Source organism: Streptomyces sp. MA5143a (genome assembly GCF_900290235.1).
Lineage (GTDB): Bacteria > Actinomycetota > Actinomycetes > Streptomycetales > Streptomycetaceae > Streptomyces.
This window is the reverse complement of the sequence record NZ_OLMK01000073.1, coordinates 1-15,237: the sequence shown is the minus strand read 5'-3', so window position 1 is coordinate 15,237 and position 15,237 is coordinate 1. Positions and strand designations below refer to the sequence as shown.

General features: G+C 72.3%; 9 protein-coding genes. 5 read left to right on the top strand and 4 right to left on the bottom strand.

Translation table 11 applies throughout. The features are described 5' to 3' along the window. Positions 1–66: 66 nt before the first annotated feature. A complete protein-coding gene (gene pcrA / locus SMA5143A_RS29200; RefSeq protein ID WP_107465810.1) occupies positions 67–2,565 on the top strand; it encodes a DNA helicase PcrA in 2,499 nt (832 codons plus the stop codon). 190 nt (positions 2,566–2,755) lie between these two features. Here the strand turns inward: pcrA and SMA5143A_RS29195 are convergent, their stop codons facing one another. Together SMA5143A_RS29195 and SMA5143A_RS29190 are read right to left on the bottom strand one after the other, a co-directional pair. After that, entirely contained in the window at positions 2,756–4,330 is a 1,575-nt protein-coding gene (locus SMA5143A_RS29195; RefSeq protein ID WP_258193798.1) for a M23 family metallopeptidase, read from the bottom strand. Positions 4,331–4,694: 364 nt separating this feature from the next. Continuing rightward, positions 4,695–5,555 (bottom strand): lipase family alpha/beta hydrolase, encoded by an 861-nt coding sequence (locus tag SMA5143A_RS29190; RefSeq protein WP_107465808.1) that lies wholly within the window; start codon positions 5,553–5,555, stop codon positions 4,695–4,697. Between the two features lie 694 nt (positions 5,556–6,249). Here SMA5143A_RS29190 and SMA5143A_RS29185 point away from each other — a divergent pair. Continuing rightward, the gene (locus SMA5143A_RS29185) at positions 6,250–6,666 is read left to right on the top strand and encodes a cobalamin B12-binding domain-containing protein (protein WP_055517099.1); all 417 of its coding nucleotides are present in this window, start codon (positions 6,250–6,252) and stop codon (positions 6,664–6,666) included. A 169-nt stretch (positions 6,667–6,835) separates the two neighbouring features. Here SMA5143A_RS29185 and SMA5143A_RS29180 read toward each other — a convergent pair whose 3' ends face one another. Together SMA5143A_RS29180 and SMA5143A_RS29175 are read right to left on the bottom strand one after the other, a co-directional pair. Next, positions 6,836–8,464, bottom strand: a complete 1,629-nt coding sequence (locus SMA5143A_RS29180; protein ID WP_107465807.1) for a DUF5691 domain-containing protein — start codon at positions 8,462–8,464, stop codon at positions 6,836–6,838. A gap of 148 nt (positions 8,465–8,612) precedes the next feature. Then, positions 8,613–9,971, bottom strand: a complete 1,359-nt coding sequence (locus SMA5143A_RS29175) for an SWIM zinc finger family protein (protein WP_107465806.1) — start codon at positions 9,969–9,971, stop codon at positions 8,613–8,615. A gap of 133 nt (positions 9,972–10,104) precedes the next feature. On the opposite strand from SMA5143A_RS29175, the gene SMA5143A_RS29170 reads away from it, so the two are divergent. From SMA5143A_RS29170 to SMA5143A_RS29160, 3 genes are all read left to right on the top strand, one after another. Further along, entirely contained in the window at positions 10,105–11,310 is a 1,206-nt protein-coding gene (locus tag SMA5143A_RS29170; RefSeq protein ID WP_107465917.1) for an ATP-binding protein, read from the top strand. Beyond that, positions 11,307–13,799, top strand: coding sequence for a DUF5682 family protein (locus SMA5143A_RS29165; RefSeq protein ID WP_258193797.1), 2,493 nt, complete (start codon positions 11,307–11,309; stop codon positions 13,797–13,799). Before SMA5143A_RS29170 ends, SMA5143A_RS29165 begins: the two co-directional genes overlap by 4 nt. A 154-nt stretch (positions 13,800–13,953) precedes the next feature. After that, positions 13,954–15,219, top strand: a complete 1,266-nt coding sequence (locus SMA5143A_RS29160) for a vWA domain-containing protein (protein ID WP_258193796.1) — start codon at positions 13,954–13,956, stop codon at positions 15,217–15,219. The last annotated feature ends 18 nt before the right edge of the window (positions 15,220–15,237 follow it).

Below are 15,237 nucleotides of genomic sequence, written 5' to 3'. Positions count from 1 at the left end.
CGTGCCCGCACGGACTTCCCGGGGCGGCCCCTCGCTGTCAGTGGGGGCGCCTAGACTCGGAGAGCGATGAGCAGCCTCTTTGACGACAGCTTCCTGGCGGACCTCCAGGCCCCCCGCGGCCATGGCGAGGAACCTCCGCCGCCGCCCGAGGACGATCATGCGCCGGAGTCGATTCCGGACGATCTGTTCGGCGGGAAGTTCGACGTGCCGCCGGACCGGGACACCTACTACCGCGACGGCGCCCCACGCCCCGCGATCGACGCGGCGGCCCTGCTGGACGGGCTGAACGAGAACCAGCGCGCGGCCGTCGTGCACGCCGGCTCCCCCCTGCTCATCGTGGCCGGTGCCGGCTCCGGCAAGACCCGTGTGCTCACCCACCGCATCGCCCACCTGCTCGGCGAGCGGAACGTCCACCCGGGCCAGATCCTCGCGATCACCTTCACCAACAAGGCCGCGGGCGAGATGAAGGAGCGCGTCGAGCAGCTCGTCGGGCCGCGGGCGAACGCGATGTGGGTCATGACCTTCCACAGCGCCTGCGTCCGCATCCTGCGCCGCGAGAGCAAGAAGCTGGGCTTCACCTCCTCCTTCTCGATCTACGACGCCGCCGACAGCAAGCGCCTGATGGCCCTGGTCTGCCGTGATCTGGACCTCGACCCCAAGCGCTTCCCGCCCAAGTCCTTCAGCGCCAAGATCAGCAACCTGAAGAACGAGCTGATCGACGAGGAGGACTTCGCCGCCCAGGCCACCGACGGCTTCGAGAAGACCCTCGCCCAGGCCTACGCGCTCTACCAGTCCCGCCTCCGCGAGGCGAACGCCCTCGACTTCGACGACCTGATCATGACGACGGTCAATCTGCTGCGCGCCTTCCCGGATGTCGCCGAGCACTACCGACGTCGTTTCCGTCATGTCCTCGTCGACGAGTACCAGGACACCAACCACGCCCAGTACGCCCTGGTCAGGGAGCTGGTCGGCACCTCCGAGCACCCCGTCGACGTGCCCCCCAGCGAGTACGACCTCCAGCCCGCCGAGCTGTGCGTCGTCGGTGACGCCGACCAGTCGATCTACGCCTTCCGCGGCGCGACGATCCGCAACATCCTCCAGTTCGAGGAGGACTACCCGAACGCGACGACGATCCTGCTCGAACAGAACTACCGCTCGACGCAGACGATCCTCTCCGCCGCCAACGCCGTCATCGAGCGCAACGAGTCCCGCCGCCCCAAGAACCTGTGGACCAACGCGGGCGCCGGCGCGCAGATCACCGGGTACGTCGCCGACACCGAGCACGACGAGGCCCAGTTCGTCGCCGACGAGATAGACCGCCTCACGGACGCGGGCCACGCGAAGGCCGGCGACGTCGCCGTCTTCTACCGGACCAACGCCCAGTCCCGTGTGTTCGAAGAGGTCTTCATCCGCGTCGGCCTGCCCTACAAGGTCGTCGGCGGCGTCCGCTTCTACGAGCGCAAGGAGGTCCGGGACGTCCTGGCCTACCTGCGCGTTCTCGCCAACCCGGAGGACTCGGTCCCGCTGCGCCGCATCCTCAACGTCCCCAAGCGGGGCATCGGCGACCGTGCCGAGGCGATGATCGACGCCCTGTCCCAGCGCGAGAAGATCAGCTTCCCGCAGGCACTGAAGCGCGTCGACGAGGCGTACGGCATGGCCGCCCGGTCGACGAACGCGGTCAAGCGGTTCAACACGCTCATGGAGGACCTCCGGACCGTCGTCGAGTCCGGCGCCGGCCCCGCGACCGTCCTGGAGGCGGTCCTCGAACGCACGGGCTACCTGGCCGAGTTGCAGGCGTCCACCGACCCGCAGGACGAGACCCGCATCGAGAACCTCCAGGAACTCGCGGCGGTGGCCCTGGAGTTCGAGCAGGAGGCCGGCGCGGCGGAAGGCGAGGGCGCGACCCCCGCCAGTCTCGCCGAGTTCCTGGAGCGGGTCGCCCTGGTCGCCGACTCCGACCAGATCCCCGACGAGGACGAGGACGGCTCGGGCGTCATCACGCTCATGACCCTCCACACCGCCAAGGGCCTGGAGTTCCCCGTCGTCTTCCTGACGGGCATGGAGGACGGCGTCTTCCCGCACATGCGTGCCCTCGGCCAGACCAAGGAGCTGGAGGAGGAGCGCCGCCTCGCCTACGTCGGCATCACCCGCGCGCGGGAACGGCTCTACCTCACCCGGTCGTCGATGCGCAGCGCCTGGGGGCAGCCGTCGTACAACCCGCCGTCCCGCTTCCTGGAGGAGATCCCGGCGAGCTACCTGGAGTGGAAGCGCAAGGGCGGCTCCGCACCGATGTCCTCGGGGCCGGTCGGCGGGATCGCGTCGTCGTTGTCGTCGTCGCGCTCCCGTTCCTCCGCCTCGGGCGCGTCCGGCTTCGCCACCCGTCGCACCAACGAGAAGCCGGTGGTCTCCCTCGCCGTCGGTGACCGCGTCACCCACGACCAGTTCGGCCTCGGCACGGTCATCGCCGTCAAGGGCACGGGAGCCAACGGGGAGGCGACGATCGACTTCGGCGACGCCAAGCCGAAGCGGCTGCTGCTGCGGTACGCGCCGGTGGAGAAGCTGTAACGAGACCCGTCGGAGGCTCGGCGACGAGCCTCCGACTTCGATGGCACGTCTCCGCCGCCGGCGGCACGCCTCCGCCCCTCCGGTGACATGGCTCGGGCCCCTGCTCAGTAGGGGCCCGGTTCTCGTTCCTGATCTTGTTCGGCTTGGCTCGATCTCGCCCGGTACGCCGCTTGACGCCGATCGGCGACGGCTACGTCGGATCCAGTCCGTGGCTGCGCAGCCACGGCAGGGGGTCTATGGCCGAGCCGCCCGCCGGGTGGACCTCGAAGTGCAGGTGCGGGCCGGTCGAGTTGCCCGAGTTGCCCGAGTAGGCGATGACATCGCCGGCCTGGACCGTCGCGCCGGAGGCGACCTTGTACGTGGAGAGGTGGCAGTACCAGGTCTCGGTGCCGTCCTTGGCGGTCACGATGACCATGTTGCCGTAGGCCGGATTCCACTGCGTGCGCACGGTACCGTCGGTCGCGGCCATCACCGGCGTGCCGTACGAGACGGGGAAGTCGATACCGGTGTGCAGCGACATCCAGTTGACACCGGACTGCCCGTAGTACGCGCTGAGCCCGTGCTTGGCGACCGGCAGCGCGAACTTCGGCCGCAGCCGCTCCTTGCGGGCCGCCTCGGCCGCCGCCTTCTTCTGCTCCAGCTCCTGCTGGGCCTTCAGGTCGATGCGCTCCTGCGTGCGGCTTGCCCGGTCGGCGAAGTCGTCCGCCTGGGCGGACAGGCTCTCCAGCTGGGTGTCGAGCTGGTTGTTGGCGGCGGACGGCTTCACGGCGGTGGCGTCCGACTTGGTGGCCGCGGTCGTCTCCGTCTCGCCCCCGCCGATGCCCACCGAGGCCGCCGCGATACCGGCGACACCCATGACGCACGCCGAGGGAACGGCCACCGTCAGCAGGGCGGAACGTTTGGCCGGAGCGCGACGACGGGACCGCGAGGCCGCGCGAGCGGCCGCCCGGCCCGGGCTCGCCGTGGCGCTCGGGGTGACCTCCTCCTGGTCGTCGAGGAGCGCGGCGCCGCCGGGCTCGGACTCGCCGTCACCGGAGAGGGCTTGATCGTCGTCGTACGGGGCGAGCTGCTCGAACGTGGCGGTCGCCTGCTGGGCGAACTCCATGGCTTCGGGGGAGGGGTGCTCGTGCCCGTCGGGTACCTCGGGGGCGCTGTCGCCGTGGTCGTACGACTCGGCGGCGCCGCCGTCGTGCTCGTCGGAGGTCTGCGTGCCGTCGGTGTTCCACTGCGTGGCGTCGAACACGCCCGTCGCGAAGTGCTGCACCCCGACCCACTGCTGGGTCTGGTCGGCGTCCAACTGATCGTTCTGGCCGAGCTGTTCGGCCTGCAGCCAGCCGCTCGCGTCCCACTGGCCGCTGGCATCCGGACCCTGCGACTGGCCCGGGACCTGGGCGAGGTGCTCGTAACCGGAGGACCAGGCCGTCGAGTCGTAGTTGCCCGTGTCGTACGCGGCCTGGTGCTGCGCGGCGTACGGGTCGTAGTTCAGCGTCTGGTCGCTGCCCGTGGACCACTGGGAGGCGTCGTAGGAGCCGGTGCCCGCGTCGTTGCCCGGAAGGTCGCCGAAAAGAGGGTCGGTCTCGAAGGTTCCGGTCGCGTTCGCCTGGGCACCCGTGCCGGAGTCAAAACCAGTGGCGGAGTAATCGCCGTACGTGGTGAAGTCGCCGTAACCGGCTCCTTGGTGGCCGTACGACGCGTAGTGCGCCGGGTCGGCATCGGAGGCCGGAGCCGGGGATGTTGCGGTCCCCGACGGGTGACGATCGTTCACCAACTTCTCTTTCGCCTCGACGACAGGGGCTGGCAGAGCAGTGCGGTGACTGTACCCGGCGGTACGCGGGCGCGACAATCTTCAACGGGTTTCACGGTCGTAGGAAACGGGCATTCGAGCGTCTTTCGGCGGTCTATGGGTACGAGTTTGGCTTTGCGTTCGAAGTTTGTTCGATAACTGGCGGGTGTGTGGGGCCTGTGGGGCGGCCGACTTCCGGGGTTTCGGGCACTCCCCGATGCGCGGGCAAGTCGCCTGTGGGGCGCGTGGATGCTGAGCGGAAGGGTGTCGCGGATCCGGCGCACGGCGGGGGCGTGCGGAAGTGCGCCGGGTTTACGCCGATGTGCCCCTTGTTGTCACGCCATCGTCACGCCACCGTCAGGCCACCGGGGCGGGCGGCGGGGCGGGTTGCCGTCGGGGCCGCGTCCAGCGCCCGGCGGATCTCGTCGGCGACGGTGGGGTGCACGGGCAGCGCGAGATGGCCGATGCCGGTGACCTGGACATTGCGCACCATGAGGTCCGGATGGTCGACGCAGGCGGTCTCCACCGGAACCATCACATGGTCGAAATCGCTCCAGAACGCCACGAAATGCGTACGGCAGCCCGGCGCCGGCTCGCGCAACTCCTCCAGCACGTCCGAGCCCGGCCGCATCTGCCGGACGATCGGGTGCGCGTTCGCGAGGGGCGCGACCTGGGTGCCGCCGTGCGGGGTACCGAGCGTGACGAGTGTACGGACGCGGCGATCGCCGCCGAGCCGCTGCACGTAGTACCGCGCTATCAGCCCGCCCAGGCTGTGCCCGACGACGTCGACCCGCTCCCGGCCCGTGCGTTCGCAGATGTCCTCGATGTGCCGGCCCAGCAACTCGGCGGCGGCGCGGATGTCGAAGGTCAGAGGCGAGTAGTTGAGGGACTCCAGGTGCCGGCCGCCGTCCTGGGCGAGGGCGCGGCGCAGCAGGACGAACACCGAGCGGTTGTCGATGAATCCGTGCAGGAGCACGACCGGAGGCTTGTCCTCCGTCGGCAGGCGGGGCGCGTCCGCCGAAGGGGGCGCGGGCGTGGTCCGGCGCTCCTGGATGATCCCGGACGGGTAGAGCAGCAGGTGTCCGGCGAGGATCGCCAGTTCCAGGGCGGTCGCCTTGAGCAGGGCGACCGAGAGGCCGGTCAGTCTTGTGGGCAGGAGTCGCTCGCAGAGCGGAAGAAGGGGCGCCGCCGCCCTGGTGACCTTCATGCCCGACCCTCCCGTCGGCAGACGGTCGGACGGCCGGCGTCCCCCGTATGCCCTAGTGGAAGGCCCGCGGCGCGGTTGGCGGGCGGCGTGGACGCGAAGCCTGATCGTCTGCGGCGCCTGGTGCGTCCGCGTACATCCGGGGTGTCCGGATGCCTCCGATCTTTGCAACGCGTGGTGCGCCCGCGACGCGTGAGGCGTCGATGACGCTACGGGAGCCGTCGATCCTCCTTCTGGCCCCGCTGTCCTGCCGTCCGCCGTCCGCCGGTGTCGATCCTCCTTCGCCGTGGCTCCCGTGAACGGCGAGGGTGGTGCGACACCTTGCTGACGGCCTTCCTGTGCGCCCGCTCCCGTTCACGGCGCGCGCGGCACGGGGGCTGAGGTGCCCGGCACGGCTGCCGTGGCACCTCGATCCCCGCGACGCGTGAGCCGCGAGAACCGGGAACGGTGCGCGGCGAACGTGTCCCATCGTGTGATTTCCCCCTCGGTCTCCACCGCGAAACTGCCGGTTGCGGGATGCTGGGGATAACGTTCGTTCACTTCCCCGGTATGTGGTGCGGGTAGCTGTTCCACGGAACGGATGGCATGCGGACATACCCGGTGCGGCGGGTAGTGATATGTGCGGTTTTCGCGGTACGTGCGGTAATGACGGCCGTGCTCTGTTACGGATGGGTGTAGTCGTTTCATGGAGGCAGTGATGGGTGTGGCAGCCGGTCCGATCCGCGTGGTGGTGGCCAAGCCGGGACTCGACGGCCACGATCGCGGGGCCAAGGTGATCGCGCGGGCGCTGCGCGACGCCGGTATGGAGGTCATCTACACCGGCCTTCACCAGACTCCGGAGCAGATCGTCGACACCGCGATCCAGGAGGACGCCGACGCGATCGGCCTGTCCATCCTCTCGGGCGCCCACAACACGCTCTTCGCGGCCGTCATCGATCTCCTCAAGCAGCGCGACGCCGAGGACATCCTCGTCTTCGGCGGCGGCATCATCCCCGAGGCCGACATCGCGCCCCTCAAGGAGAAGGGCGTCGCCGAGATCTTCACGCCCGGGGCGACGACGGCGTCGATCGTGGACTGGGTCCGGGCGAACGTCCGACAGCCGGCAGGCGCGTAACCGCCCCGCTGGGTCTGCCGCCCCCAGGACCCCCTGGGGAAGAGGGGGCGGCTGTGCGGTAGCGGGGGAAAGCGTGGGGCGCAGTCCCCGCTTTTCAGGGGCGCGGGGAACTGTGCGAAACCCTCCACCCCACCCCACCCGCACTCGCCCTTGAACCCGCAGCCCCGAGCTACGAGGCGCCCACCCTGCCCGGCGGAGCCAACTCCGCTCTCATCGTCGCGCGCAACCGCAGCGTCGTCGCCAGGCGCTGGAACGCCTCGGCCCAGTAACCCCCGGCGCCGGGCGCCGCGTCCTCCGGTTCCTCCGTCGCCGCGGCGAGCGGTTCGAGACGGGCGGCCTCGTCGGGGTCCAGGCATCTCTCCGCCAGGCCCATCACCCCGCTGAAGCTCCAGGGGTAACTTCCGGCGTCCCGCGCGATGTCGAGGGCGTCCACCACGGCCCGGCCCAACGGCGGAGCCCACGGGACATCACACACCCCGAGCAACTGGAACGCCTCCGACAGGCCGTGCGTCCCGATGAACCCGGCCACCCACTCGGCCCGCTCCTCGGCGTCCAAGGTGGCGAGCAGCTTCGCCCGCTCGGCCAGCGACACGGCTCCCGGCCCGCCCGCCTCGGGCGTGACGGGAGCCCCCAACAGGGCTCTCGACCAGTTCGGATCGCGTTGGCGTACCGCCGCCCGGCACCAGGCGCCGTGCAGCTCCGCCTGCCAGTCGTCCGCGACCGGCAGCGCCACCACCTCCTCCGGTGAACGGCCGCCGAGCCGCGCCGACCAGGCGTCGAGCGGGGCCGCCTCCACCAACTGGCCCAGCCACCAGGACCGTTCGCCCCGGCCGGCCGGAGCCTTCGGCTGGACGCCGTCCCGTTCCATGCCGGGATCGCACTCGTGCGGTGCCTCGACCACGATCGTGGGCGTGTCGCCGGTACGGTCCACCGCCACGCACGCCGTCGCCCGCCGCGCCATCCGCTCGGCCAGAGCCGAGGTGGGGAGCGCGGACAGCAACTCGGCCGCGGTGGAACGCACGTTGCGGCTGCGGTCGGACAACGCGGTTTCCAGGAAGGGCTCGTCCGCCGCCTCCAGTCCCGTCCGGAGCGAGTCGAGGAACATCAGCCGGTCCTCCGCCCGTTCCGTCGACCAGGTGGAGGCCAGCAACTCCCGTGCGGCGGTCGCGTCCTGGGCGCGCAGGGCGGTGAGGAGCGCCACCCGTTCGGCGAACAGACCCTCCTGCCACAGGCGTCGCAACCGCTCCGGCTCGTCCGGGCCGGGCAGCGCTGAACCACCACCCGGCGCGGCCCGCAACGCGAAACGCCAGTCCGTGTTCAACCGGGCCAGCCACAACGCGCGCGTGCCCGCGAAAGTCAGGGCGGCTGTCCGTAGATCGGTACGGCCGCGCGCCGCGTCGAGCAGCGCGGGCAGCGTCTCCGGTGGTGCCGCGTATCCGTGCGCGTTGGCCAGCGCCAACCACTGGGGCAACAGCTCCATCAGATCCGGCGCCGTCCCGCGACGGCCGCCACCCGTGCCGGGCCGGTCCGTCAGCAGCGTCGCCAGCCGGCGAGCCGCGGCCGGCGGCAGCGGCGGCCGTCCGTCCGGTGCGGCGGGCAGCGGTCCCGCCGCCGCCCGCACGGGCCGTAGCCCCGCCCTGCGCCGGACGGTCTCCACCGCCGCCGCGTCGAGCAGGGCCACGGGCGCTTCCCGGCCGGACTCCGACACCGGAGGCGTACGGCGGTCCGTCCCGAGGAGCGCCGTCGTGACGAGCTCCTCCCAGGCGTGCCCCGCCTGCGCGGTCGACGTGCTGGTCATGAGGGTTCCTTCCGTACGGGGACGGCCGGGTGGGCCGGGCCGGTCGGTCGGCTGTTGCCAGTGCGAGTGCGAGTGCGAGTGCCTGTGCCTGTGCCTGTGCCTGTATCGGTGCCGGTGCCGGTGCCGGTGGGCGCGGTGTCGGCTTCTCTCAGCACAGGGCCACCGCCTGTCCTGCAGGGTCCTCCGGCCACGCCGTCAGCGGAGTGAAACCCCGGTGGCCGCATTCGCCGAAGACCGTGACGGGGGCGCCGCCGGACAGGGCGACGAGGCGCCACAGGCCGGGGCGTGAGCGGGCGGACGCCGTGAGGGGGAGGGCCAAGTCGCTCTTCGGGTCCGCCAATTGCCAGGAGTCGCCGTCCGGCGTGGGTATCACCCGGGCGAGCGTCACCGGACACGAGTCGAGCCATGGGTCGTCCCGCAGGGCCTCGCCGTAACGGGCCGCCGCCTCGGCCGGACTGACTCCGGGCGGACGGATCTCCGCGGGCGCGGGCGCGGTGAACCGCTGGCCCAGGGCCGCTCGGAGCTGCCCGCCGCCCGGGTACGCCGACACCTCCGCCTCGAAGGCCAGGCCCACCGGCAGCGACAGTTCGGGCGCGCGGCCGGCGGCCCCGTACGACAGGAGCAGCGCCGTACGGCCCGACTCGGCGCCGTGGAGCCAGATCCGGCGGGTGGTGAGGCGGGAGTCGGACGTGTCGTACTGGGCGAGGGCCAGCCAACGGTCACGGACCGGCGGTCCGTCCGCCGAGCCCGGCAGGCCGACACGGGAGCGGACCGTCGCCGCGAGTCCCTCCGGGAGGCTTTCGCGGCGCAGCCACCCCTGGTCGAGAAGGTGGAGGAGGGCGCACTCCTCCAGGAGCCGGACCGGCCAGCCCGCGCCCGATCCCGGTATGGCGCCCAACTCCCGCACGCGCGCGGCCAGTCCGGGTGCCTGGGCGTCGACCATGCGGGCGGCCGTCTCCTCCCACAGCCCGTACCCCGCCTGCTCCGCGGCGGCGAGGCCGCCGCGGAGCAGGTCGGTCAGGCGCTGTTCGAGCTCGGTCGCGCCCGCGGTGACGCGCTCGGCGCGCCGCTCGGCCCGGCGCCGCGCCGCCTCGGGGTCAGCGGACGTGGCCCCAGATGCCGCGCCCGTCCTCGTCGTCCTCTCCGCTGCGCGCCTGCGGCGGCCTTCCAGCCACTGCTCCGCCCAGTCCGGTGCCTGCCCAGGCGGCACCGCACCGGCGTCGCCCGCCCAGAGCAGCAGCAGTCCCAGCGCGTGCTTGCACGGGAATTTGCGGCTCGGACAACTGCACTTGTACGCGGGCCCGGATGAGTCCGCGACGTCGACCACAGTCTGATACGGCTTGCTGCCACTGCCTTTGCACAGTCCCCACACCGTCCCCTCGTCCGAAGTGCCCGCCTGCGACCACGGTCCGGCCGCGGCGAGTTTGCTTCCGGCTTTGCGCGAGGCTGCGTCAGGTGCCAGTGCCAGCACCTGCTCAGCCGTCCAGCGCACCCCCTGCTGAGTCATGTTTCGAAGGTAGATCCCACCACTGACAATTGGCTTGCGCCATTGGATTTCCGCAGGTCAGACTGGATTGTCAGTGGCGTGGTGCATCGTGGTCAGCAGATCCGAACCGGCCGAGCTGGAGGGGGACTCAGCCATGCCTGCGTCCGTAGAAACGACCACTGTCGACCCGAGCCACGACCAGTCCGCGCCCGCGAACGCGCACACGGATGCGCATACGGATGCGCACACGGATGCGCGCGTGCAGGGCGCGCCCACGGGCGGCGAGGAACTGCGCCCGCACGCCGAGCACGCCTTCGCCGGAGAACTCGCCGCGCTCGCGGCCCAGGACGACCGGCCCCGCCCGGTCCGCTGGAAGCTGTCGCCGTGGGCGGTCGCCACCTACCTGCTCGGCGGGACGCTCCCCGACGGCACGGTGATCACACCGAAGTACGTCGGCCCGCGCCGCATCGTCGAGGTCGCCGTCACCACGCTCGCCACCGACCGCGCCCTGCTGCTGCTCGGTGTGCCCGGCACCGCCAAGACCTGGGTCTCCGAGCACCTCGCGGCGGCCGTCAGCGGCGACTCGACCCTCCTCGTGCAGGGCACCGCCGGCACCCCGGAGGAGGCCATCCGCTACGGCTGGAACTACGCGCAGCTCCTCGCCCACGGCCCGAGCCGCGACGCCCTCGTGCCCAGCCCCGTCATGCGCGCCATGTCCGAGGGCATGACCGCCCGCGTCGAGGAACTGACCCGTATCCCGGCGGACGTCCAGGACACCCTGATCACGATCCTGTCCGAGAAGACCCTGCCCATCCCGGAGTTGGGGCAGGAAGTGCAGGCCGTGCGGGGCTTCAACCTCATCGCCACGGCCAACGACCGCGACCGCGGGGTCAACGACCTGTCGAGCGCCCTCCGCCGCCGCTTCAACACCGTCGTGCTGCCGCTGCCGGAGAGCGCCGACGCCGAGGTCGAGATCGTCTCGCGCCGCGTCGACCAGATCGGCCGCTCCCTCGACCTGCCGACCGCGCCCGACGGCATCGACGAGATCCGCCGCGTCGTCACCGTCTTCCGCGAGCTGCGCGACGGCGTCACCACGGACGGCCGTACGAAGCTGAAGTCGCCCAGCGGCACACTCTCCACCGCCGAGGCGATCTCCGTCGTCACCAACGGACTCGCACTCGCCGCCCACTTCGGTGACGGCGTGCTGCGCCCCTCCGACGTGGCCGCGGGCATCCTCGGCGCCGTCGTCCGCGACCCGGCCGCCGACCGCGTCATCTGGCAGGAGTACCTGGAAGCGGTCGTCCGCGAGCGCGACGGCTGGACGGACTTCTACCGCGCCTGCCGCGAGGTGAGCGCGTGACGGCCCAGGACGAGCGCCCGGACAGCCCACGGCCGTCCGGCGCAGGACCACTGCTCCTCGGTGTGCGGCACCACGGGCCCGGCTCGGCGCGGGCGGTGCGGGCCGCGCTGGAGGCGGCCCGCCCCCGAGTCGTGCTGATCGAGGGGCCACCCGAGGCGGACACCCTCATCCCGCTCGCCGCCGACGAGGACATGCGGCCCCCGGTCGCCCTCCTCGCCCACGCGGTCGACGAGCCCGGCCGCTCCGCGTTCTGGCCCCTCGCCGAGTTCTCCCCCGAGTGGGTGGCCATCCGCTGGGCCCTGGAGCACGAGGTCCCCGCCCGCTTCATCGACCTCCCGGCGACGCACACGCTGGCCTGGGGGAGGGAGGCCACCCCGGCGACCGAACCGGAAGGACCCACCTCGGCCGCGGAGGAGCCGGCCCGGCAGGCACAGGGGGACACCGTCCCGGACGCGGCAGAGGAGCGGACCGGGCAAGGCGCCGGCGAAGCAGCCGACGAGAACGCCGGGGACGACGGCCCGGGGTCCGCGGCGGACACGGTTCGGGTCGATCCTCTGGCCGCGCTCGCGGAAGCCGCCGGATACGACGACCCGGAGCGCTGGTGGGAGGACGTCGTCGAGCACCGGGGCACGGGCGGGGACGCGTTCGCGCCGTTCACCGCGCTGGAGGAGGCCATGGGCGCGCTCCGCGAGGGGGAGGCGACCGGCGGGCACGACCGCGACTCCGTGCGCGAGGCGTACATGCGGTTGCAGATGCGGGCCGCCCAGAAGGAGTTCGGGGACGACGAGGTGGCCGTCGTGTGCGGCGCCTGGCACGTGCCCGCGCTGCGGGAGAAGCGGACCATGGCCGCCGACCGGGCCCTGCTCAAGGGGCTGCCCAAGGTCAAGGCCGACATGACCTGGGTGCCGTGGACGCACCGACGGCTGGCCCGGGCCAGCGGCTACGGCGCGGGGATCGACTCACCGGGCTGGTACGGGCACCTGTTCGGCGCGCCCGACCGTCCCGTGGAGCGATGGCTGACCAAGGTGGCCGGCCTGCTGCGCGAGGAGGACCGCGTCGTGTCCTCCGCGCATGTCATCGAGGCGGTGCGGTTGGCCGAGACGCTCGCCGCGATGCGCGGGCGCCCCCTTCCGGGCCTCACCGAGACCACCGACGCCGTACGGGCCGTGATGTGCGAGGGCTCGGACGTGCCGCTGTCCCTGGTGCACGACCGGCTGGTGGTCGGGGACGTGCTGGGGGAGGTGCCCGAGGCGGCCCCGGCCGTGCCGCTCCAACGGGACCTGACACGGCTCCAGCGGCGCCTGCGGCTCAAGCCGGAGGCGCTGGAACGGGAACTGGAACTCGACCTGCGCAAGGAGAACGACGCCAAGCGCAGCCGTCTCCTGCACCGGCTGCGACTGCTCGGCGTCGCCTGGGGCGAGCCCGCCGTGTCGCGGAGCAGCACGGGGACGTTCCGGGAGACCTGGCGGCTGCGCTGGGAGCCGGAGCTCGCCGTGCGCGTCGCCGAGGCCGGGGTGTGGGGGACCACGGTGCTCGCGGCGGCGACCGCGAAGGCCGAGGCGGACGCGGTCTCCGCCCGGTCGCTCGCCGACATCACCGCGCTCGCCGAGCACTGCCTGCTGGCCGAACTGACCGACGCGCTGCCCGTGGTGATGCGGGTCCTCGCCGATCGGGCCGCCCTCGACGCCGATGTCGCCCACCTCGCGCAGGCGCTCCCGGCCCTGGTCAGGTCCCTGCGCTACGGCGACGTCCGCGCCACCGACTCCCGGGCGCTCACCGAGGTCGCCGCAGGGCTCGCCGAGCGGATCTTCGTCGGACTGCCGCCGGCCTGCGCCGCGCTCGACGCGGAGGCGGCACAGGAGATGCGCGGTCATGTGGACGCCGTACACGCAGCGGTGGGGCTGTTGGCCGATGCCGTCGGCGCCGGCCACGGTGACCTGCGGGTCCGCTGGCACTCCGTCCTGCGGGTGCTCTCCGGGCGGGACACCGTACCGGGCGTGATCCGGGGCCGGGCCGTCCGGCTCCTGCTGGACGACGGGGAGCTGGCGCAGGACGAGGCGGCCCGGCTCATGGGACTCGTCCTGTCGCCGGGCACGGCCCCGGCCGACGCGGCGGCGTGGATCGAGGGGTTCGTCGGCGGTGGCTCGGGCGGCGGCATGCTGCTGGTCCACGACGAACGGCTCCTCGGGCTGGTGGACACCTGGCTGACCGGAGTGCCGGGGGACGCGTTCACGGACGTACTGCCGCTGCTGCGGCGGACGTTCTCGGCGTACGAGCCGGGGGTGCGCAGGACGCTCGGCGAGCTGGTGCGGCGCGGACCCGGGCGGGGCAGCGCGGCGGCCGCAGGTGGATCCGGCGCACCGGGCTTCGCGGCCGACCTCGACCACGACCGCGCGGACGCGGTCCTGCCGGTGGTACGGCTGCTGCTGGGCCTGGACGACGACCGGGCCCGCATCGACGACAACGACCTTGCGGGGGTGGCGGGATGACGACGGACGGACTGAGGCGGACGGGGCGGGCGGCGGAAGTGGTGGCCGCCGGGGACGGCCACGGCCACGCGCCGGGGCCCCGGTCGGGTGACCGGCCGACCACGACGGTGCCCGTGATGCCGCTCTGGGCCCGGCCTCGTACGGGGGTGCGCGGATGACCGTGCGGGGGATCGCGGACGGGACGAAGAGCATCGCGGACGAGGTGACGGGGACCGCGGACGAGGTGCTGGGGGCCCAGAAGGGGACGAAGGGGGCCGTGGAGGGGGCGCGTGGGGGTGCGGCCGATGAACGGTTGCGGCGCTGGCGGCTGGTGCTCGGCGGGGACTCGGCCGACGGCACCGGATGCGCGCTCGGCGGCCGGGACGCGGCGATGGACCAGGCACTGACCGCGCTGTACGGCAAGGGGGACAAACCGCAGACGGGGAGGGACCGATCGGCGGGGCTCGGGGCGTCGGCGCCGTCGGTGGCGCGGTGGCTCGGGGACATCCGGACGTACTTCCCCTCCTCCGTCGTCCAGGTCATGCAGCGCGACGCGATCGACCGCCTCGGTCTGTCCACGCTGCTGCTGGAGCCGGAGATGCTGGAGGCGGTGGAGGCCGACGTCCACCTCGTCGGCACCCTGCTCTCCCTCAACAAGGCCATGCCGGAGACGACGAAGGAAACGGCGCGGGCCGTCGTGCGGAAGGTCGTCGAGGATCTGGAGAAGCGGCTCGCGACCCGCACCCGGGCCACCCTCACCGGTGCGCTCGACCGCAGCGCCCGTGTCAGCAGGCCGCGCCACCACGACATCGACTGGAACCGCACGATCGCGGCGAACCTGAAGAACTACCTGCCCGAGTACCGCACGGTCGTGCCCGAGCGGCTCATCGGGTACGGGCGGGCCTCGCAGTCGGTGAAGAAGGAGGTCATCCTCTGCATCGACCAGTCGGGGTCGATGGCGGCGTCGGTCGTCTACGCGTCCGTGTTCGGGGCGGTGCTCGCGTCGATGCGGTCCATCAGCACCCGGCTCGTCGTCTTCGACACGGCGGTCGTCGACCTCACCGACCAGCTCGACGACCCCGTCGACGTCCTCTTCGGCACCCAGCTCGGCGGCGGCACGGACATCAATCGGGCGCTCGCGTACTGCCAGTCGCAGATCACCCGGCCCGCGGAGACGGTGGTCGTGCTGATCAGCGACCTCTACGAGGGCGGGATCCGCAACGAGATGCTGAAGCGGGTGGCGGCGATGAAGGCGTCCGGGGTGCAGTTCGTGACGCTGCTGGCGCTCTCCGACGAGGGGGCGCCGGCGTACGACCGGGAGCACGCGGCGGCCCTCTCCGCCCTGGGCGCACCGGCGTTCGCCTGTACGCCCGACCTGTTCCCGGAGGTGATGGCGGCGGCGATCGAGAAGCGGCCGTTGCCGATACCGGACAGCGCCTAGAAGGCTGATGAAGATCTT